The organism is Pseudoalteromonas sp. J2K-J979 (assembly GCF_058169715.2).
Genome location: NZ_CM200281.1, coordinates 1,649,897 through 1,671,085, shown reverse-complemented (window position 1 = coordinate 1,671,085; position 21,189 = coordinate 1,649,897). Strand labels below are relative to the sequence as shown.

Genomic DNA, 21,189 nt, shown 5'->3' with positions numbered 1-21,189 from the left:
GCATAAAACATTAGGCTTGGTTCGACTCTAAAAAATCTTGTGCAAAGCGTTGTAATACCCCACCTGCCGCATAAATAGAGACTTCTTCAGCGGTATCTAAGCGACACTTCACCGTAACCTCAGTGTGTGACCCATCTTTGCGATTTATCACTACTGTCAACATCGCGCTTGGTGTCGGCTCGCCAAGGACATCAAACGTCTCAGTGCCATCTATGGCATAGGTATGACGATTTTCACCCGATAAAAACTCAAGTGGTAACACTCCCATGCCTACCAAGTTAGTACGATGAATTCGCTCAAAACCTTCAGCCACGATGACTTCAACACCCGCTAAGCGCACGCCCTTTGCCGCCCAATCACGTGATGAACCTTGGCCATAATCAGCGCCTGCAATAATAATCAGTGGTTGTTTGCGCGCCATGTAGGTTTCGATTGCTTCCCACATCCGCACTTGCTTCCCTTCAGGTTCAATTCGGGCCAGTGAGCCTTGCTTGACTTGGCCGTTTTCGATCACCATTTCATTGAACAATTTTGGATTAGCAAACGTGGCACGCTGCGCAGTGAGGTGATCGCCACGGTGCGTCGCATACGAGTTAAAGTCTTCTTCTGGCAAGCCCATTTTATGTAAATATTCACCTGCTGCGCTGTTCATTTGAATCGCATTTGAAGGCGATAAATGATCGGTCGTAATATTATCGCCAAGTACCGCCAACGGACGCATGCCCTTCATGGTACGCTCACCGGCTAATGCCCCTTCCCAATACGGTGGACGACGAATATACGTACTTTGTGGGCGCCAATCATACTGCGGGTTAATGTGGTCGCCATATTCAACCTTTAAGTCAAACATAGGGTTATAGACACTTCTAAATTGCTCGGGCTTCACTGAGTTGGCAACAACCGCATTGATTTCTTCATCTGTCGGCCAAATATCTTTGAGTGTGACCGCTTGCCCTGCTTGGTCGTAACCTAAAATATCTTTTTCGATATCAAAACGAATTGTCCCCGCAATTGCGTAAGCAACGACTAGCGGAGGAGAGGCTAAAAACGCTTGATTAGCATGAGGATGAATGCGGCCATCAAAGTTACGATTACCCGAAAGCACCGCAGTGGTGTACAGTTTACGATCTAACACTTCTTGTTGAATGACCGGATCAAGTGCGCCACTCATCCCGTTACAGGTAGTGCAAGCAAAAGCAACCACTCCAAACCCTAAGTCTTCTAGCTCGGGTAATAAATTTGCTTCTTCTAAGTACATCTGTACAGCTTTTGAGCCCGGTGCCAAAGAAGATTTCACCCAAGGTTTACGAGTTAAACCTTTGGCATTGGCATTACGCGCCAATAAACCAGCGGCTATCATATTGCGAGGGTTACTGGTATTGGTACAGCTCGTAATGGCTGCAATAATCACTGCGCCATCTGGGATTTTATCGCCATCGTTTTCAACTACACCACTGATCCCTCGTGATGCTAGCTCTGAGGTCGGCACACGATTATGTGGATTTGATGGCCCTGCAATATTGCGACAAATAGTCGATAAATCAAAGCGTAAGATACGTTCATACTGAGCACCTACACAATCGTCTGCCCATAAGCCTGTTTGTTTTGCGTACGTTTCAACCAATTTTACTTGTTCATCTTCACGACCCGTTAATCGTAAATAGTCAATGGTTTGCTCATCGATATAGAACATGGCCGCTGTCGCGCCATATTCTGGGGTCATATTTGAAATCGTCGCACGATCACCAAGAGTTAAATGCTTGGTGCCTTCGCCGTAAAACTCAAGATACGAACTGACTACTTTTTCTGCACGCAAATATTCTGTCAGTGCCAATACCACATCCGTGGCGGTGATCCCTTCGGCCGGCTTGCCAACTAATTCAACGCCAATGATATCAGGTAAACGCATATACGAAGCGCGGCCAAGCATCACGCTTTCGGCTTCAAGGCCGCCTACACCAATGGCAATAACACCCAGTGCATCCACCATCGGAGTATGGCTGTCGGTGCCAACTAATGTATCAGGGAATGCCACTCCTCCACGGCTTTGGATCACCGGTGACATTCGCTCTAAGTTTATTTGATGCATGATCCCATTACCCGGTGGTATCACATCTACATTTTTGAAAGCAGTTTTGGTCCAATTAATAAAATGAAAACGGTCATCGTTACGGCGATCTTCGATAGCGCGATTTTTAGCAAACGCATCTTTTTCAAACCCTGCATGTTCAACAGCCAATGAATGATCAACAATTAATTGAGTTGGCACAACCGGGTTTACTTTTGACGGATCGCCGCCTTTTTCGGCAATCGCATCACGAAGGCCTGCCAAATCAACTAACGCGGTTTGACCTAAAATATCATGGCAAACAACACGTGCAGGAAACCACGGGAAATCAAGATCGCGTTTACGCTCAATGAGTTGTTTAAGCGAATCAGTTAGTTTTTCAGGCTCACATCGGCGTACTAAATTTTCAGCCAGTACTTTTGAAGTGTAAGGAAGTTTGGCATACGCACCCGGAGCAATCGCATCTACAGCGGCTTGGGTATCAAAATAATCTAGAGAGGTGCCAGGTAAGGCTTTGCGAAATTGGCTATTCATAATTCTTTCCAAAATGGGTGACGGTATGGTGCTAAACGAGGCTTAAAAACACTTTATTTATATTAATTGTTGGTGTGAAATTGTTGACCCATTTGCAGCGTAAATGTGCCCTTATTTGACCATAAGGGCACACACTCAATTAACGCGCGCTAAGAGGCGTAACTTTACGTGGCTCTGCACCAATATAATCGGCACTTGGGCGGATAATACGGTTGTTGGCACGCTGCTCCATTACATGAGCTGCCCAGCCAGTAACGCGTGAGCAAACAAAAATTGGCGTGAATAATTTAGTTGGAATACCCATAAAGTGATAGGCCGAAGCATGGAAAAAATCCGCATTACAGAACAACTTTTTCGTATCCCACATGTATTCTTCACAAGCAACTGAAATGTCGTACAGTGACGTATTACCAAATTCATGCGCCAATTTTTCTGACCATTTTTTAATAATCACATTACGCGGATCTGATTCACGATAAATCGCATGACCAAAGCCCATTATTTTTTCTTTACGCTCAAGCATGCCCGCCATTTGGATTTTGGCATCTTCTGGTGAGCTGAATTTTTGAATCATATCCATGGCTGCTTCGTTTGCACCACCATGAAGTGGACCACGTAATGAGCCTATCGCCCCAGTCACACACGAGAACATATCTGAAAGTGTCGATGCACAGACGCGCGCGGTGAAAGTTGATGCATTAAATTCATGCTCTGCATATAAAATTAACGAGACATCCATGACTTTGCGATGTTGTTCAGACGGTGTCTCACCACTGAGTAATTTTAAGAAATGACCACCTATTGAGTCTTCATCAGACGTACATTCAATTTCAACATTCTCGTGGCTAAAGCGATACCAGTAACACATGATGGCGGGAAATGCAGCCAACAAACGATTCGCAGCAGTATGTTGCTGATCAAAACTGGTTTCAGGCTCTATATTCCCTAAAAAAGAACAACCTGTTCGCATCACATCCATCGGATGTGCATCAGCAGGGATGCGCTTCAGGACTTCTTTTAATGCCTGCGGTAAATCGCGCTGCGCTTTAAGGCCTGCTTTATATTCAGTTAATTGTGCTTGATTGGGTAATTCACCATTAAATAATAAATATGCCACTTCCTCAAAAGTTGCATTATCAGCCAAATCCGATACATCATAGCCACAGTAAGTTAAACCTGAGCCAGATTTGCCCACTGTACATAATTTTGTTTCACCTGCACTTTGACCGCGTAAGCCTGCGCCACTTAGTTTTTTATCTGTCATGTTAAAGCCCCTAATTTTGTTGTCATTTTTAGTGTCGTTTATAAGGATGACAAACGACCTGTTGATAATTTACGGTTTAGTTATTTATTTTTGCCTTCAGCAAATAATGAATCGAGTTTCTGCTCATAGTCGTGGTAACCCAAATATTTATACAAATCCATTCGAGTTTGCATGCTATCAACGACCGCTTTTTGATCCCCTTGCTCGAGGATAGACGAATACACCATTTCTGCGGCTTTATTCATCGCTCTAAACGCTGAAAGCGGATAAAGCACCATGCTCACACCCCATTCGCCTAACTCGTGTTTATTCCAAAGTTCTGTCTGACCAAACTCGGTAATATTGGCCAAAATAGGCACATCAAGTGCCTCACTAAAGGCACGATAATGTTCTTGTGTTTTAACGGCTTCTGCGAAAATCCCATCCGCACCAGCTTTTACATAAGCTTTAGCACGTTCAATCGCGGCTTCTAACCCTTCTTGAGCGAACGCATCGGTGCGAGCCATGATAAAAAATTCGGGATCAGTTCGTGCATCGACCGCTGCTTTGATCCGGTCGACCATTTCTTCTGTAGAAACAATGGCTTTATTTGGGCGGTGACCACAACGCTTTTGCGCGACTTGATCTTCAATATGACAACCAGCTGCCCCTGCTTTGGTCATTTCTTTCACTGTCCGGGCAATATTAAATGCACCGCCCCAGCCTGTATCTGCGTCCACCAACAACGGTAAGTCACTAGCTGCAGTAATACGACGAATGTCTTCAAGCACATTATCTAAGCTCGTCATACCAAGATCAGGCAAACCATAAGATGCATTTGCAACACCTGCACCGGATAAATAAATCGCTTGATGGCCCAATTGTTGCGCCATGATTGCACAATACGCATTAACTGTGCCGACGATTTGCAAGGGTGAGTTGGTTGCAAGTGCTTGTCTGAATTTTTTTCCTGCTGACATGTGCGTCTTCTCCTAAGTCTGGTTCCCAGATTTGAACGGTTAACGTATTTAAGTAGCGTCTGCGGCTACTTTAAATTTATTTTCGATATTGGCTCCCGATGAAGCGATATGACGCTTCATCAGCAGTTCGGCTAATTCGCCATCTTTTGCTGCAATCGCATTTATGATTGCCAAGTGTTCATCAAACGCGCGGCTAACTCGTGGGCCATTCATGCCCATTTGCACCCGATACATACGAATTAATTGATAGAGTTCATTGCATAATAAGTGAATAAGGTGGCTATTTTTGCTGCCTTTAATAATGCGGTAGTGAAAATCCAAATCACCTTCTTCTTGGTAATACGATTCACCTTGTTTGACTCGTTGATTAGCTAAATGTAAATCGAGTAAGGCTTTAACTTGTGCAACTTCGCCATCAGGCATATTTTGCGCTGCAAGTCGACAAGCCAATCCTTCAAGCGAGGCGCGTACTTGAAATATTTCTTTAAGTTTAGTTTCGGTCAAAGCGACCACTCGGCTGCCAACGTTGGCTTTACGTTCGACCAAATGGCAGCTTTCTAAACGATTGAGTGCTTCACGCAGAGTCGCACGGCTCACGCCATAGCGCTTAGCTAATTCGGGTTCTGATATTTTACTGCCTTGCGGGATACTACCTTCAACAATCGCCTGACGAATGTCGACAAAAACTTTATCTGAAGCTGTTTTAACGCTGTTATCTGATTCCATTGGTTATCATTGTCGACAATTAATGAGTCGAACTATGGGTTATGCGGTTGTATTTGTCAAGCCAGCACACCACAGATTGTCGACAATAATATGGCTAAAAAGAATCTTTTGCTTTATTTAAGCGTAATTCATTAAAAATCGTTAGACAATCAACACACAAACTCGGTTGATACTATAAAGATATCTTTTCGATAGTTTTTTAGGTTGTGTATAACGCTGAACTTGTTATGGTAGGACTCATTAAAAGAACGATGAACTGACAGCAAATCCTGTGAGTTCATCAGGTTATATCCCATCACGCAATTTGATAGATTAAGGTTAATTTATGCAAACGGGTTACTTTGTTACTTGCTTTTGGCTCGCTATTAGCTTGCTCCTACACGGGTGTGGGGGTCAATCAGGTTCAGTGCCCTCTGAAGTCAGTGCAGTTGAAACAACCATTCCGACAAGCTCTGAAAACTTAGCGATTCCAGATAACAGTTCAGTCAACGACTTTAAAATATTGCTCTTTGGCAATAGCCACATCGCAAAACAACAAAGCTTAATTGCAAGTTTGTTACTCGCTGCCGATCCTAATATCACTGTGTATAGTGAATCATTTGGTGGCGGATACTTAAGTGATAATCTAAATAATGCTGCAGCTGTCGCCAAACTGGCCAATAACCCTTGGACACATGTCATTTTACAAGGGCAAAAATACTCACAGTCTGGCATCACTTCTTACAGTACTGACGCAGCGAAAACATGGATTGCCAATGCGAAAGCAAAGGGAGTCACCCCTATCCTCTTTCCTGAACACCCACAAAGAGGAAATGCCACCGAAGCGCAACGGGTCCATGATTTACATGCCTCTATTAGTGCAAAACAATCAAGCTGTGTTGCCCCAGTAGGATTAGTTTGGGACTATGTATTGAGCCAACAACCGAGTCTCATTTTGCATGCAGATGATGGCAATCACGCAAACGATATCGGCAGTTTACTCACTGCGATGGTCTTTTATGAAACAATTACAGGCAAACCTGCAGAGTTACTTCCTTCTATAGAGAGCAGTAGCGCATCAGCCGAACTGCAAACAAAACTAGGCAAATGGGTCACCTTTACACTGGCTTCGCACCCACCCTGCCAATAGGTATTTTGCACTGTTATCTACTGATTATTTTAGCTTTTGTGCCAAACATCTCGGTTTGTTGCTGCAAATAAAATAGCCTACAAAATCGAACAATTAACCCCTAGCTAAGAGTAACCTTACATCAGTAAGATATAGCCTGTTATTTAACACTCAAGGATGAAAAAATGCTCAAACGTCTTGCCAATTTTAGGTTAACAACGCGAAAGATCGGTGTCTTCACTGGTGTATTTTGTCTGATATTAAGCGGTTGTGGGGGTGAAACGATCATCGATAATATTGACGATAGCTACGCAGATATCCGGTTTGTAAATAGTTTAGATGAGATGGCGAACTTCCATCTTAAACGCAACGACCTATTACGAAAAAGTGATGTCGACAATTTGTTTGATGATAAATATAGCATTGTGAGTGATATAGAAACAAACAGCACTTCAACTTCTTATCGTTACAATTATAGATTGCTCGAAAACGCAATTCATGTGGGTGTGATTGATTCATATAGCTTGACCAATAAAGCCCATTCAAACAAAACATTATCTAATAAACAACACTATTGGGCGATTGCTTGGCAAGACAATGATGATTTGGCAATCACCACCGTAAAACGGGTAAAGTCCGATCAAAGTGGAGTTTTTAAAGTCAGATTGTTTACACACAGTGAGTTAAACTACAGCCTAAATGGCGAACTGCAAAATACAAAAACAGCCAAAGGGCAAGCCAGTGACGCTTTTTCAATCACTAACTGTGCAACCGGTTTAAGCATTGCTGATAACCTGATTGATTTATGTACCGCAGATATCGGCGAGTCTTATTTAGTCATCGCAGATCACAACGGCTTAAGATTGTTACTAGAAGAATAATGTTTGCAAGAAGCACCGCTCTGTTGCCAATTGCCGTTCCGCTTGACACAAATTTTTGATCTCAGTAAGCCTAAGCCCATTTTGGATTTAGGCTCTGTTTAACTTTAACTTTAACTTTGGTTTGCCTCAAACGCATAGTGTCGTTTTAACTCGAGTATTTCAACCCGATAAGACTGATACCACTTTTCTCGCCCAATAGACTGTGCCAGCATATGTTCACTGTCTTGTTTCCATGCTAAAATAGCGGCTTCATCAGGCCAATATGAAATTGCGATTTCTTGAGAGCCCTCAGTGGCCGCAATAAAATCAATGCAACCATATTTTTCAAATGCCAGCTTTCTCATTCGAGCGACTGTGTCACTGTAGTGTTGATCTTGGATGCCTGGTTTGGCTCTAAAAATGACAGCAAACATCAATGTTTCCTTAATTTTCTTTTAGCAGTTATTTAATCTGATATGAGTATATTTGTTCAATTTAGCAAATTTAATCACTGCTTGACTATTAAATACCAAGCGCAATCCCTATAATCCGCAATCAGAATACCCGTTTTAAGTGAGTAAACATGAGTAATAAAGAATTGTTCGGCAATAATCCGCTTCAAGGTGTCAAACTTGAACAAGTCGTCAGTGAGTTAGTCGAGCAATATGGGTGGGAATTGCTGCATGCTTATTTGCAAATTAACTGCTTTAAAAATAACCCTAGTCTAGAAGCAACAGTAAAATTTTTGCGTAAAACTCAGTGGGCGCAAGAAAAAGTCGAAAATTTTTACTTATACCGCCTTAAAAACTTACCAAAGCCTGATGATGTGCAATATCAATTACCCCCACGAGATCGCGTTATCCCTGAAGAGCATAAGCCAGGTACTCCCTGTGAGCTAAGCTTCAGTGATGCCAAACGGATTAAAGAAAAAAAAGCGAATAAAGACCGTGCTCGTGAACGTAAAAAACATCAAAGTGATAACAACCCTTGGGGAAATTACTAAAGCATTAATCAACAAAAGTTTGATTGTTTACGGCCTCATACCGTAACGTTTAGCAATCATCCGGTAATCCCCACTTTTTTTTGAGTGCTGCAATGCAGCTATCTATCTGTGTTAAAAATTGGCGCTTGTCCGCAATGGCCGCGCCTTTTTTTGAGACCGTAATAAAGTAGTCTTTAGTCTGAACATCATAATCGAGCATTTTGATATTATGCCGCTCTGCCATACTCTGCGCGAGCCAAAAAATAGTGTCGCTGGTATTTACAAAAATATCGATTTTCTTTTCGAGCAGTAACTTCAATAGCGCATTATTTGATCCGACCACTCGAATCGCATTTTGGTTAATACGTTTATCGATGTATTGATAAAACTCTCTCGAATAGCGTAACCCTTGTAAATGCCCGAGCACCAACCCATCAAAATCATGTTGTGAATCAATTTCCACTTCATTGTCAACATGCACAAATGGCCGATAACTAGCTGTAAATATAGCTTCTTGACCAAACATCAAAAATGATTCGCGCTCTTTTTTATACGAATAAACATGGACATCGATCTCACCTTGTTCCATAAAATAACGCATCCGCTTAATTGGAAAATGAACAAAATCACTGTGATAACCAGTATTGGGAACACACTGGCTTATTATTTCTTTCGCAAAACCTATCGGTTGAAAAGTGACCCCTTTAAAAAAGTAAGGAGGCCAATCCGGATCACTTATCACAATTTTAGGAAGGTGAGCAGTCGGTAATACAGATGCAGCATAAAGAAGGCCTGTAAAAAAGCCCCCAACATTAATTAACCCTATACAAACCAAGGCGGTGATATTTTTGTTCATGCTGTAAGTTTAGGAACATATTTTGAAAAAACCACATCATGCGCTCCCTTTATTCGTTTCTAAACTCACTATTGAATAACATGTTAAAGAAAGTCTGCCTTTGCAACGGCGTTAACACTCGATCAGCCTCGAACCTCACATGTCGACTCGCGTGTTGCTCGTCAAACGTGATAAACCAAAGTGGCCGTGTGCTTGTTGGCAGCATGGCATAACGGATATCCCCCACGGCATTGGCACTTTCAGGCATCCGAACTAAATACCCTTCAGAAAACGCCTCAAACCGAACTAGATCTTGGTAAAGCACACTGCGTTTATCTAAATCAGGTAAGTCTCGTTCACGATTAAAAACAGGCACTGATTGCCCTTCAAATACCTGCTTATTGGTATTAAAACCAACTCGAATTGCATCAACATAAAATGCTTCATCTGCCCGATAGACTGCACGCCATAAGAGTATATTACCCACAGTCGGTTTGACGACAATATCGCTGGCTTGATGATCCCGCTCAAGTGCGAGTTCATTAACAACCTCCAGCGCGCGCTGATGCTGAATGGCGCCTAAACCTAAATAGCACAATGCCAACACCAAGCCACAGCGAGCCCAAAAAGAATGATTTTTAAGCCACGTCATCAGCATTGCGCCAATTAACACGCCAGAAAAAACAGGATCAACAATCGCAATGACATTCCAAGCAATACGCGTGTCAACAAATGGCCACAATAAATGTGTGCCATAGCTGGTACACGCATCAAGGACGCCCGCTGTGGCGTACCCTAACAAAGCATAAAAATAGATACGTTTAAAGGCTAAGCTTCGCTTAAACAAAGGCCACAACAACTTAGCTGCGATCAATGCCCCAATCGGTATAAAAACCAATGCATGGCTAAAATGACGATGAAATTGCAATACTAATAAAGGATCTTCACTTGAACGGATCAATGCATCAGCATCAGCGAGCAATGGCGCAACAAATCCAATGAGCATTGCTTGCTTATACTCTGTAGATTTGGCGCCAGCTTGTGCGAGGGTGGCACCTAATAAACCTTGCGTGACAATATCCATTTGCTTACTCTAAAAATAAAACCCAAGCCCACTCTAAGTAAAAATAATCGATATCTCAATCAGCTAAGTTATTTTTATCACAAAGGTTTCCAAACTATTGAATTAGATCTTTACCTAAAAACGCATTCAAGCTCGGATGAAATCCGAACAATTTGGCTAAATTGACAGCAACCACTGCGCTAGATTGAATCCCTGAAACAGGTAACTTAGGATATGTGAGTGTCAGTACGCCTTAATGTGTAAAAAATGGCGACCTCTCGATCGCCATTTTTTATTTACTGCAAAAATCCTCCCCCTTATCCCGCTTGTTCGAGCTCTGCGGCCAAGAGTTTGGTTTCATCACCTCGGGCTTTGGTAAAACGTGCTAAGCCTAAATAAATAACCGGCGTTAAATACAATGTAAAAATCACCGCTAACGAAAGCCCACCAAATACCACCCAGCCAATTGCATTACGAGCTTCAGCACCCGCTCCAGACGATAAAATTAAAGGCAAAGCACCGAGCAATGTCGAGACAAGTGTCATAGTAATAGGTCTTAAACGAACGATAGCCGCTTGCTCGACCGCCTCACGAACGCTTAAGCCTTTATCACGAAGCTGATCAGCAAATTCCACCAATAAAATCGCATTTTTAGCAATTAATCCAATTAACATCACCAAGCCGATCTGTGAATAAATATTCAGTGATGTCCCTGTCAAATACAAGGCCAAAATCGCCGATGACATCCCAAACGGAACCGTAATCATGACCACCACAGCACTATTCACACTTTCAAACTGAGCTGCAAGCACCAACAAAACAATTAAAAAAGCTAACACATAAGTCAACACCACTTCATTCGCTGTTTCTTCAAACGTCAGTGCTTCCCCTTTAAAAACCATAGTAATGCCATCGGGCAAGGTTTGTTGAGAAAGGTCACGTATTTGTGTCACTAATTGTGCGATGCTCATATTAGGTGGCAACTCCATATCGAGCTCAATAGCACGGCGCTGAGCGTGTCGCTCAAGCTCGGCAGCCACCCCTTCTTCGCTGATTGTTGCAACACTGCTCAGCGGCACTAACTGCCCTGAACGTGTTTTTAAAAATAAATTCGCTAAGTCCCGAGGATCGTTGATTGTTTGATTTTGAGCTTGCAGCATAATCGGCACTGATTGGTCACCAATGTTTAAATCTGCAATATCGTCACCATTAATTGCTGCACGTAAAGTCACGGCAATATCGTTGAGCGACACACCCAACTCATCAGCGCGACGCCGATCAATATTCACTCTGAGCTGTGGTTGCGACGGTTGATAAGACACACGAACATTTCCAACGCCTTCTATGGCTTGCTCTATTTGCTCTGAAAAAGCTTGGGCTGCCACAAAAATCTCACTGTAATCTTGCCCAAGCAAGGCCAGTTCAATTCCGCCGCCCTGCCCACGCAAATTTAAACTATTTGAACCTGAAGGATAGCCTGGTGCACCAGGTATTTGACTCAATGGTTCACGAATTTTGTTGATGATTTCTTGTTGGCTAAAATGACGTTCATCCCAGTGTTTTAAAGGCACCGTAATAAACACAATATTCGGATCCCATTGGCCAACCACAGTATAAATAGATTCGATTTCGCCACTTTGTACATACGGTAATAAAATATCTTCCATCGCAATGGCTTGGCGATCCATAAAATTAAGACCCACCCCATCAGGGCCGCGGGCAAAAATACGGATTTTACCTCGGTCTTCTTTGGGTAACAGCTCGTTTTCTAAGGTTAAATATAACCCACCAGAACCCGCAGCAACCAACAAACAGGCGCAAAGCGTTAGCCATGCATGATTGAGCACCCAGGTAATCGAGCGGCGATAAAACTCTGCTAAATCATGGCCTACTTTTGCAAATGGATGATTTTTTTTAGTTTGTTTGAGCTTTAATTTTGAGGTTAGCGCGGGGACTATTGATAAAGCGACAAAGCTTGAAATCACCACAGCCCCGGCTAATACCCCACCAAATTCTCTAAATAAACGTCCGGCAGTAGAAGGTAAAAATGCTATCGGCACAAATACCGCAGCTAAAACAGCGGTCGTCGCCACCACCGCAAAAAATACTTCTCGTGTACCAATTACTGCTGCAGCACGGCGCCCTAAACCAAGTGAACGCTGGCGTTGTATATTTTCACTGACCACAATCGCATCATCGACAATCAAGCCTGTTGCTAAAACTAATGCCAGTAAGGTCAAAATATTAATCGAAAACCCCAAAGCCCAAATCAACGCTAAAGAACCAATCAACGCAACTGGAATCGCAAAAGCAGGCACTAAAGTCGCCCGCCAAGAACCGATAAACACCCAAAGAGTAATCACAACCAATAACACAGTTAAAATCAAAGAATAAACGACTTCATCGACAGAGCTACGAATAAACTGCGCATCATCAGAAGTGAGGGTAAATTCAAGTTCAGGGAATCGCACGCGCATTTGTTCAAGCAGAGCGAGCACTTCATTCGAGATCTCTATAGTATTTGACTGAGCCTGTCGGATCACTTCCATGCCCAGCACAGGCTGACCATCTAAGCGTACCATCGAGCGGGGATCGGCTGGACCAAAATACACTGCAGCAATATCTTTAATGCGTGTATCATCTCGTACAATAATATCGCCCACTTCTTCTGCTGTTATAGAAGTAGCATCGGCACGAACAATGACTTGCTGATCAGCCGATTTCAAGCTCCCAGCGGGTACATCAAAAGGAGCTTGTGCCAAAACCGTAGCCACATCTGGTACGGTTAAATTAAAACTGGCCAGTTTTAATGGGTCCATTCTGACACGAAGTACCCGACGACGATCACCATTGAGACGCACATCAGCGACACCCGGAATAGTCAAAAATTGAGGCGCTAAATCTATTTCAACTCGCTCGGTTAATGCCTCAAGCGCTAAAGTCGCACTCGAGACCGTGAGCGATACGACCGACTCTGCATTATTGTCGGCTTTAATAATCGACACACGCTCAACCTCTTTGGGTAACTCTCGTTGCACACGTGCAACAGATTCCCGCGTTTCATTGGCGGCATCTTCTAAATTCACCCCTGGTCGAAACTCAACCACGATTCGAGCACTGCCTTCTTCACTTTGCGCTCGGATAGATTTAACACCACTGACTCGCGCCACCGCACCTTCCAGTTTACTGGTGACTTCGGTGTCAACGGTTTCTGGTGAGCCTCCCGGAAAAGAAGCACTGACGGTGAGAAATGGGCGATCGACATCCGGTAATTCCCGCACTTCTATCGCCGCTATGGCAGCGATACCCGCGATAATAATCAATAAATTAAGTACAACAATTAAAATGGGACGCCGAATCGCCATCGACGGTAAATCTTGCAACATGGGTAACTGGTTCATTGCTTAATCCTGCAGGCTGATTGTGGGTTGAGTAACCGTCAGCGTTTGATTGGCTCTTAAACGTTGTACCCCCTCTACAACAAGCATGTCGCCCTGTTTTAAATCACCATCGACCAATAAGCGACCCGCTAAACGTTGTTCGATTTTAACATCGACTCGCGTAGCTTTATCATCAACACTTTTCCAAACATAAGGGCCTGTTGCCCCCCATAATAAGGCAGCTTCAGGGACTGCTGCGAACTGCTCACCTTTCACTGAAATATGAACGCGAAAACTCATACCGGGCATATAGTGACCGTGGCTGTTATCAATCCTGATCCGCGTCCGCAAAGTTCGTGTTTGTGGGTCGATCCGCGAGTCTAACTGAGCAATTTTCGCGCTTAAGCGTTGATCACTTTGCCATGGGCTAACTGCTATTGTTGGCGCGTCTTTGAGCATGGCGATGGTATTTTCGGGTGCGTTAAAATTAATAAACAGATGTTCAACATCATCAATGGTGGCAATCATCGTCTGTGTGGTGATCCGATCGCCCACTTCAACACCTGTCAGCCCCATCACGCCCGAAAAAGGAGCCAGAACTTGGCGGTCTTCAAGTTCTGTTTTTGCTTGCATCACTGCCACTTTTGCCAACTCATGGGCTGTCATTGCATCGTCCACATCACTTTGTGGCACCGCACCTTTAGTATGACTATCTTTGAGTCGCGTGAGCGTACGCTGTGCATCCGCCAAACGAATTTTAGCTTCTTGCAATGATGCTTCTTGCCGACGAGAGTCCAAAACGAGCAAACGCTGGCCGACTTGAACCTCATCCCCTGGTTTAAACAATATCTCGGTAACTTTGTCGCCTACAGCGGGATAAATCTCGACCGACTTGGCCGCTTCAGCATTACCCACTGCTTGGACACTGTGTTCCGTTTGTTCGAGCGTAACGGGTTCGACAATAACGTTCGCTGCATTCAAATGAGTGACAAAAAACATTAACAACACAGACGCCGGATAGAATAGAGTTCGCACTTTCAAAAGACTACCTAAATTAATTATTATTCTCATTGGATGCACAGTGTAGCAAGACTGTGAACAGATAAATTAACAAATCGATTAACGTGCCATTAAATGCGTTAAATGCGTAAGTGTTTAAATAACCGTGTTGCTGTACGGTTTAATCAAAGGTTGCTCTAAAACAAGATAGCGAAGACAGCACGATGTTTCGCAAAGCCAATTAAGTGGCCTTTAGCTGATGTAAGATTGAGCAATCCCCAATTTTATGATTAGCGCAAGAGGTCGCCAGGGTTGATAAGGTTTTTTCTAATAAAGCTAATTCTTGTTGTGTTTGCTGAATACGGATCAGCTGCTTTTCTATCAGATCATCAACAAATGCGCACGAGCCATTTGGGTTTTGCTGTACATCAACGAGTTTTTTGATGTCATCAATAGCAATGTTCAACTCTCGACAGCGGCGAATAAAAACCAAGGCTTTAACATCATCATCGCAGTACTGACGATAGCCATTTTCATTGCGATGAGGCGGTTTAATGAGCCCCACTTGTTCGTAATAGCGAATTGTTTTACTTGGAACATTAGCGGCTGTCGCCAATTCACTTATTTTCATCTTGACCTTCCAGTAACAGTAACCTTTATAGTGAATATATCATTTCTTGTTATTTATTTGACAAAATTAACTTATGTTTCCTTTATCGCAATTCACGTTACTCATTTTAACTTTAGGCAGTACAAGCGTTAGCTATGCCAACCAAACCGACAATGTTCAAGCTCGCGCTGAAAAAACGGCACATCCGCACACCGAAAATGAGCATCACGCCCATGAATCACATGATCACGCAGACGAAATCGAAAAAATCGTGGTTCAAGCCTCGCGTTCGGGTCGAATTGCTGATGATTTACCGATGCGGGTTGAACTCATAAATCGCGAAGAAATTACCGAAAAAGCCACCATGCGCCCGGGCAATATTTCAATGCTAGTTGCTGAGACAGGAGGCGTTCGGGTACAGACTACTTCACCGGCGCTTGGCAGCGCAAATATTCGGCTTCAAGGCATGTTTGGTCGTTACACCCAATTACTTGCTGATGGCCTACCTTTGTATGGTAATCAGGCTGCATCGATTGGCTTGTTACAAATTCCGCCCACCGATTTGGGACGTGTCGAAATCATTAAAGGTTCTGCTTCTTCTTTGTATGGGGGCTCAGCATTGGGCGGAGTCATCAATTTAGTCTCGCGTCGACCTAGCGATTCATCCAACGGCGAAGCGTTACTCAACTTAACCACCCGTGACGGGCAAGATTTTACGACCTATTTAGAATCCCCTCTATCACATTCACTCAAGGGATCAGTGACTGCAGGAGCTCACCATCAAAAAAGTGTTGATTTAGACAGCGATGGCTGGATTGACCTAGCTGGGTATGAAAGGTATACCGTCCGACCCAGACTTTTTTGGCAAGACGAAGAGGGCCGCAATTTATATGTCACTGCAGGGTATATGACTGAAAATCGCCAAGGAGGCACGACTCATGGCGGTGTTGTCGCTGATGGCGAGGCCTTTTTGCAGTCGCAAAACTCAGCGCGAAGCGATGCCGGAATGATTTTTACCATGCCATTCGCTGACGACTACACCTTTACAACGCGAGCTTCTGCCATGTTACAAACACATAACCACGTGTTTGGTCTTTCTTTGGAAGATGATCAACACGAAAGCTACCTCTTTGAAAGCAGCGTATCGGGTTATAATGAAAAAAGTGATTGGGTTATCGGACTGGCGTATCAGTCAGATCTTTTTCAATCCGATGCGTTTGCTGAATTTGATTACACATTTGAAGTTCCCGGGCTTTTCGCACAACTCGATTATGCCATGACCCCAGCATTAACAACCTCTTACAGTATACGAATAGATGAACACAGTGAGTTTGATCCGCAAATTAGCCCAAGATTATCAATCCTTTACAGACCAAACGATTTAACCATTAGAGGCTCTTACGGCCAAGGCTATTTTGCCCCAACACCGTTTGTAGAAGAAATTGAAGCTGCAGGACTTTCTCGTCTTGAGCCGCTTAATCAATTAGTCTCAGAAAACGCTGAAACAGCATCGCTAGATTTTACTTACACTTTCGACAATGTTGAAACCAGCTTAACACTGTTTGGATCGGACATTGACAATGTGACTCAACTTGACGCGTTTTCCTCAAACGGTAATGAGGTATTAGACCGAGTGAGGCTCACCAATGCTGAAGCAACCACCCAGATTAGAGGGACTGAAATGCTGCTGCGTTATTATTGGCGCGATATCAAACTCACTGCGAGCTATTTATATTTGGATGCAACCGAAGCAAGCATTAATAATAAAGGTAAGAAAAAAGTTTCTCTGACACCACAACACTCCGCTGGTTTTGTAGCTATGTGGGAACAACATGGTCAATTCAGAGCAGGATTTGAAGCCTATTACACCGGCACACAACATTTAGATAATAACCCTTATCTATATAAATCTCAGCCTTATTGGCATTTAGGTCTGATGGGAGAGATCACAACAGGCCGCGTGAGTTGGTTTATTAATCTAGAAAACCTACTCGATGTAAAGCAAACAGACGAGCATCCGCTGCTGTTACCAACCAGAGCACCCAGTGGTCAATGGACTACGGACATTTGGTCGAGAAACGATGGTTTCATTGCCAATGCTGGGGTGAGAATAAAATTCGGTCACTAAGCCCGTATAAACACTCAGCATTGAACACGACTCTTCAATGCTGAGTCAAGTAACTAACTAACTAACAGCCCCGTCTTTTTTGCTGTTTCTCTTTCAAGTTTCTTTATCATGAAACTGTTTTAAGTGTAGTGATTGCAACCCAGCTATATCTATTATCAATCAGAGGCGTGTTTGAGACTTTCTTCGGCTTTTTGGTAGCCAAGCGCTATCATTTCTGATGCGCGATCAAACTCTAATGTTCCACACGCGTTTCTTGCTATCTCAACAAAATAATCTGCAGGATATGCCGCTAATTTTTGTCTAGAAATAGTGCTTTGCATGGCATCGAATGCTTGGTTTGCAATATCTAACGCGCCCCACTCCCTTTCAATTCGAACCGAAGATACCTCTTTAAAACTATTAACAAATTCAGTGACTTTTTCAGAAAATGGCGAATTGAAATCAGCGATTGGATCAGTGTCAATTACAGGAGTTTTGATATATATTATTTTACCACCAAGGTTTACAGCAATTGTGAGATCTGTTGAGTCGCTAAAAGTGGGTGCGATTGGCACTGGATTCAGCACTCCGCCATCAATGAGTTCAATCCCTTTATAATTAAATGGAGTAAAAAATAGCGGCAGAGAAATGGATGCTCTAATTGCATCAAAAAGCCGTCCTGAGTTCAGCCAAACTTCTTTTTCATTTAAAATATCGGCAGCAACAGCGGTGTAGTTTAAAGGCAGATCTTCAATCATCATATCACCCACAAGTTCCGTCAAGGTATTGATAATTTTATCGCCTTTTACAAAACCACTTTTCTTCCAAGAAAGATCCAAAAGCGTGACAATATCAACTTTGGTAATAGCTCGTACCCAATTTTCGAATTCATCCAATTTACCTGCGGCATAAATCCCTCCAATAAGAGCTCCCATAGAGCAGCCCGTGATAGACTTAATTTTATAATTATTTTCTTCAAGCCAATGGATCACACCTATATGAGCCAACCCTCGGGCACCCCCACTTCCTAAAACAAGCGAAACTGTTTTCTGCGTGTGCATAACGGTTAAACTCCTTCTTTAATAAACCTGAGCATTTACGAGCACCGTGAGAAACCGCGATAGCAGACTCACTCAAAAACGATAACTGAGTTTATCATTAGGTTCAAATATTTAATCTTAACAGCACATTCATCATTTATAAGGTTCACCTACATCAGAGTTGTTAAGCAAACCGATGAATCTCTAGTACTCTGATATTTCAAAGAAATGAAAAACGTCAGGCAGCGATAAGATCGGAATAACAGAGCCTCTGTATGTGTTTGCATACTTTTATTAACGGCACGACGATTTGACAGCTAAATGACAGACGAAGTAGATGAATTTGTTGATTGATTTGGATTTGACCGCTTGCGCGGTCAAAAAGATAAGTAATGCCTATTGACGAGAGATCGGCTCATATGTGTTAGTTGCCTATCGATTTCTGAACTTTATTTGACCATACTGACTGCAATGCCTGCAACTTGGATAACTTTATCAAGCGTAACGGATAAAACCCAGCGTATAAATTTATACGACATGTCTGTAATAGCGGTTCCGTGTTTACCCGCAAATACCAACATATGACCTAACATACCTTTTTGTTGCTCTGCGAAGCGGCCTGGCATTTTTGCTATATTGGTTAATAATATCGCTACTTTATCGTAAAAAGTTAAGCTGCCAGTCACCATATGTTGAATTTCGTACAAATAACCAGTATCTCGCAACAAGGTAAACAAAGCCGCACCTAGACGATAAGCCCATTGTGAAGTAAAGCTGGCTTGGTGGCGCTTTTCATAATCAAGCCTAACTTGCTCTCGATGTCGGTAATCGCTTTTTTTATTAATGGAGGCAAAGCTTTTAAAACCACTTGCAGTCATAATATAGCCAGGAGAATTACCCGCCAGAGAATGAGCGCTTGCCGAAATGTACTGACCTGCATTTAATAAGTATTCACCTTGAGTGTGTACAAACGGCCAAAAAGGTAATAATGGAACAGGATCTGCCGCATGTACACAACGAAATACTCTATGTAAACTGTTACTGGTTTTGTCAGCAAAGCTGGCATAACCAACACGCGGCGCACCAAAAGTATATAAACTAATGGGTCGACCACTTTGTTTGTTGTGTAACCAGTTAGCGGTTAAGTTCGCTAAGGCACCGCCTAAACTATGACCAACACAATGTACGGGTCCTGTTGTGTTTTTATTAAAGTATGTTTCTAGCGCGGGCTTAATAGAATTAAAGGTTTTATTGAATCCAGCATGAACAGGCAAGTTATTCGCACTAGTACTTAAACCACAATGCGCATCAGTTATTGCATCACGTCTACTATCTGTACCGCGAAGAGCAATAACTGTATGGCCTTTATAATTACCTCTTGGCTTACCCGTGCCAATAACAGCAAAACCTGTTTTGTGCCCTAAAAGGTGCTCCATAAAAGAACCACTGACTCCTTGGACCACGTTATTTGATAAGTTGAAGTCGAAGTCGTTAGATAAAGTGATCAATGCTGCTGATCTATAGCTTCCATCAATTTTCTTCTTAATTTCGTATGCTGCATCAGCAAGTGTCACTGCTAACTTTGGTGTTAAATCACGCATGGTGAATATCCTTATAATTGCTAATTTTCCACTATATGTTGTATTTCACAATCTGACTCCCAACGACAAATGCTATAAGCGCTATATGGTACGTTGGGGCAGTCTTCATTTTTAAAAGTAAATGCTATCTCACTACTTAATAAGTCCGCATTTAATTGGGATAGTTTTTTATTGTACGCTGGTATTGGTTCAATCTTTTTTAATGAGGTTGACCAAAGGACATAGTTTTTACCTGAAAAGTGTGCAGAAATATGTTGCTGGGTTCTTTGTTCGGCAAATAACCATCCAGGGGCTTTTGAACGTACATTAATTTCAGGCATCATAAAGCAACCATTTTCATCGGTTATTGCATTATCGACCCTTCTTTTATCATCAATATAGTAAAGTTCACGCTTAATCTTAACACCAGCTAAAGGCTTTCCGTTGATAAGTATTTGGCCAGATACGGCGGAGCATAAATGCGCATCATACTTTTTAAAAAAACCAAACATGTATATATCCCTATAAAAAAAGTGCGTGCGTATAATAGGTAATTATTAATAAAAAAAATACATATAGAATGGAAAATGTTCAAAAATCAAATTTGTGAACGTAGATAGTACATTCGTAGGCAACTAGACATAATGACTCCTACACGGTACTAACCTCCGAATTTTCGTGGGTTAGCTTCAAGCCAGAGCAATAATTAGTTCGTCAAATACCTAAACCGCAGACGCTAGCAAGAACCAACATAACATACTTTTCATTGGCTTTGATACCCATAAAGAGTTGATTGAAGTGGCGTATATTGAAGACCATAGAGGCGCGCAACCTGTTCACCTTGAGTGGTTTTCTTCTGCTAAAGTCGCGATTAAAAAGCTTATTGGTCAGTTCGCATCTTAATCCCCTGAAGCAACCCTGCATTTCGTTTATGAAGCTGGGCCATTTGGTTGTAATTCGTAAAACGTTATACATCGATAAGATCGCTCTAACAGAGCCTCTATATGTGTTTGCATACTTTTATAACGGCACGACGATTGAACAGCTAACTGACTGACGAAGTAGATGAATTTT

General features: G+C 42.7%; 17 protein-coding genes and 1 pseudogene. 5 read left to right on the top strand and 13 right to left on the bottom strand.

Annotation, left to right across the window (positions count from 1 at the left end; translation table 11 throughout):
- Positions 1-10 precede the first annotated feature (10 nt).
- From acnD to AC3KVK_RS07670, 4 genes are all read right to left on the bottom strand, one after another.
- Positions 11-2,602, bottom strand: a complete 2,592-nt coding sequence (gene acnD, locus AC3KVK_RS07685; protein ID WP_490312384.1) for a Fe/S-dependent 2-methylisocitrate dehydratase AcnD — start codon at positions 2,600-2,602, stop codon at positions 11-13.
- A 139-nt stretch (positions 2,603-2,741) separates the two neighbouring features.
- A complete protein-coding gene (prpC, locus tag AC3KVK_RS07680) occupies positions 2,742-3,866 on the bottom strand; it encodes a bifunctional 2-methylcitrate synthase/citrate synthase (protein ID WP_490312383.1) in 1,125 nt (374 codons plus the stop codon).
- A gap of 80 nt (positions 3,867-3,946) precedes the next feature.
- The gene (prpB, locus tag AC3KVK_RS07675; RefSeq protein ID WP_490312382.1) at positions 3,947-4,825 is read right to left on the bottom strand and encodes a methylisocitrate lyase; all 879 of its coding nucleotides are present in this window, start codon (positions 4,823-4,825) and stop codon (positions 3,947-3,949) included.
- A 48-nt stretch (positions 4,826-4,873) separates the two neighbouring features.
- Positions 4,874-5,551, bottom strand: coding sequence for a GntR family transcriptional regulator (locus tag AC3KVK_RS07670; RefSeq protein ID WP_490312381.1), 678 nt, complete (start codon positions 5,549-5,551; stop codon positions 4,874-4,876).
- A gap of 325 nt (positions 5,552-5,876) precedes the next feature.
- Between AC3KVK_RS07670 and AC3KVK_RS07665 the strand changes: the two genes are divergently transcribed.
- Both AC3KVK_RS07665 and AC3KVK_RS07660 read left to right on the top strand, forming a co-directional pair.
- Positions 5,877-6,680: a hypothetical protein gene (locus AC3KVK_RS07665; RefSeq protein WP_490312380.1), complete on the top strand. Its 804-nt coding sequence runs from the start codon at positions 5,877-5,879 to the stop codon at positions 6,678-6,680.
- A 164-nt stretch (positions 6,681-6,844) separates the two neighbouring features.
- Positions 6,845-7,540, top strand: coding sequence for a hypothetical protein (locus AC3KVK_RS07660; protein WP_490312379.1), 696 nt, complete (start codon positions 6,845-6,847; stop codon positions 7,538-7,540).
- 110 nt (positions 7,541-7,650) lie between these two features.
- On the opposite strand, the gene AC3KVK_RS07655 is transcribed toward AC3KVK_RS07660, so the two are convergent.
- On the bottom strand, positions 7,651-7,953 hold the full coding sequence (locus AC3KVK_RS07655) for an antibiotic biosynthesis monooxygenase family protein (protein ID WP_490312378.1): 303 nt from the start codon (positions 7,951-7,953) through the stop codon (positions 7,651-7,653).
- Positions 7,954-8,102: 149 nt separating this feature from the next.
- On the opposite strand from AC3KVK_RS07655, the gene AC3KVK_RS07650 reads away from it, so the two are divergent.
- A complete protein-coding gene (locus AC3KVK_RS07650) occupies positions 8,103-8,522 on the top strand; it encodes a VF530 family protein (RefSeq protein WP_490312377.1) in 420 nt (139 codons plus the stop codon).
- Positions 8,523-8,571: 49 nt separating this feature from the next.
- On the opposite strand, the gene AC3KVK_RS07645 is transcribed toward AC3KVK_RS07650, so the two are convergent.
- From AC3KVK_RS07645 to AC3KVK_RS07625, 5 genes are all read right to left on the bottom strand, one after another.
- Positions 8,572-9,357 carry a substrate-binding periplasmic protein gene (locus AC3KVK_RS07645; protein ID WP_490312376.1) on the bottom strand — a complete coding sequence of 262 codons (786 nt, stop codon included), beginning with the start codon at positions 9,355-9,357 and terminating at the stop codon, positions 8,572-8,574.
- Between the two features lie 49 nt (positions 9,358-9,406).
- Positions 9,407-10,420 carry a metal-dependent hydrolase gene (locus tag AC3KVK_RS07640; protein ID WP_490312375.1) on the bottom strand — a complete coding sequence of 338 codons (1,014 nt, stop codon included), beginning with the start codon at positions 10,418-10,420 and terminating at the stop codon, positions 9,407-9,409.
- Positions 10,421-10,716: 296 nt separating this feature from the next.
- Positions 10,717-13,800: an efflux RND transporter permease subunit gene (locus tag AC3KVK_RS07635; protein WP_490312374.1), complete on the bottom strand. Its 3,084-nt coding sequence runs from the start codon at positions 13,798-13,800 to the stop codon at positions 10,717-10,719.
- 3 nt (positions 13,801-13,803) lie between these two features.
- On the bottom strand, positions 13,804-14,820 hold the full coding sequence (locus AC3KVK_RS07630; RefSeq protein ID WP_490312373.1) for an efflux RND transporter periplasmic adaptor subunit: 1,017 nt from the start codon (positions 14,818-14,820) through the stop codon (positions 13,804-13,806).
- 199 nt (positions 14,821-15,019) lie between these two features.
- On the bottom strand, positions 15,020-15,409 hold the full coding sequence (locus AC3KVK_RS07625; protein ID WP_490312372.1) for a MerR family transcriptional regulator: 390 nt from the start codon (positions 15,407-15,409) through the stop codon (positions 15,020-15,022).
- Positions 15,410-15,482: 73 nt separating this feature from the next.
- Between AC3KVK_RS07625 and AC3KVK_RS07620 the strand changes: the two genes are divergently transcribed.
- Positions 15,483-17,516, top strand: coding sequence for a TonB-dependent receptor plug domain-containing protein (locus AC3KVK_RS07620; RefSeq protein ID WP_490312371.1), 2,034 nt, complete (start codon positions 15,483-15,485; stop codon positions 17,514-17,516).
- Between the two features lie 155 nt (positions 17,517-17,671).
- On the opposite strand, the gene AC3KVK_RS07615 is transcribed toward AC3KVK_RS07620, so the two are convergent.
- From AC3KVK_RS07615 to AC3KVK_RS07605, 3 genes are all read right to left on the bottom strand, one after another.
- On the bottom strand, positions 17,672-18,556 hold the full coding sequence (locus AC3KVK_RS07615) for a patatin-like phospholipase family protein (RefSeq protein WP_490312370.1): 885 nt from the start codon (positions 18,554-18,556) through the stop codon (positions 17,672-17,674).
- A gap of 428 nt (positions 18,557-18,984) precedes the next feature.
- Positions 18,985-20,136 (bottom strand): lipase family protein, encoded by a 1,152-nt coding sequence (locus AC3KVK_RS07610; protein WP_490312369.1) that lies wholly within the window; start codon positions 20,134-20,136, stop codon positions 18,985-18,987.
- 20 nt (positions 20,137-20,156) lie between these two features.
- Complete coding sequence (locus tag AC3KVK_RS07605; RefSeq protein ID WP_490312368.1) at positions 20,157-20,627, bottom strand: DUF6795 domain-containing protein; 471 nt, start codon at positions 20,625-20,627, stop codon at positions 20,157-20,159.
- A gap of 244 nt (positions 20,628-20,871) precedes the next feature.
- On the opposite strand from AC3KVK_RS07605, the pseudogene AC3KVK_RS07600 reads away from it, so the two are divergent.
- Positions 20,872-21,015 (top strand): annotated as a pseudogene (locus tag AC3KVK_RS07600) (IS110 family transposase); the annotation flags it as partial.
- Between the last annotated feature and the right edge of the window lie 174 nt (positions 21,016-21,189).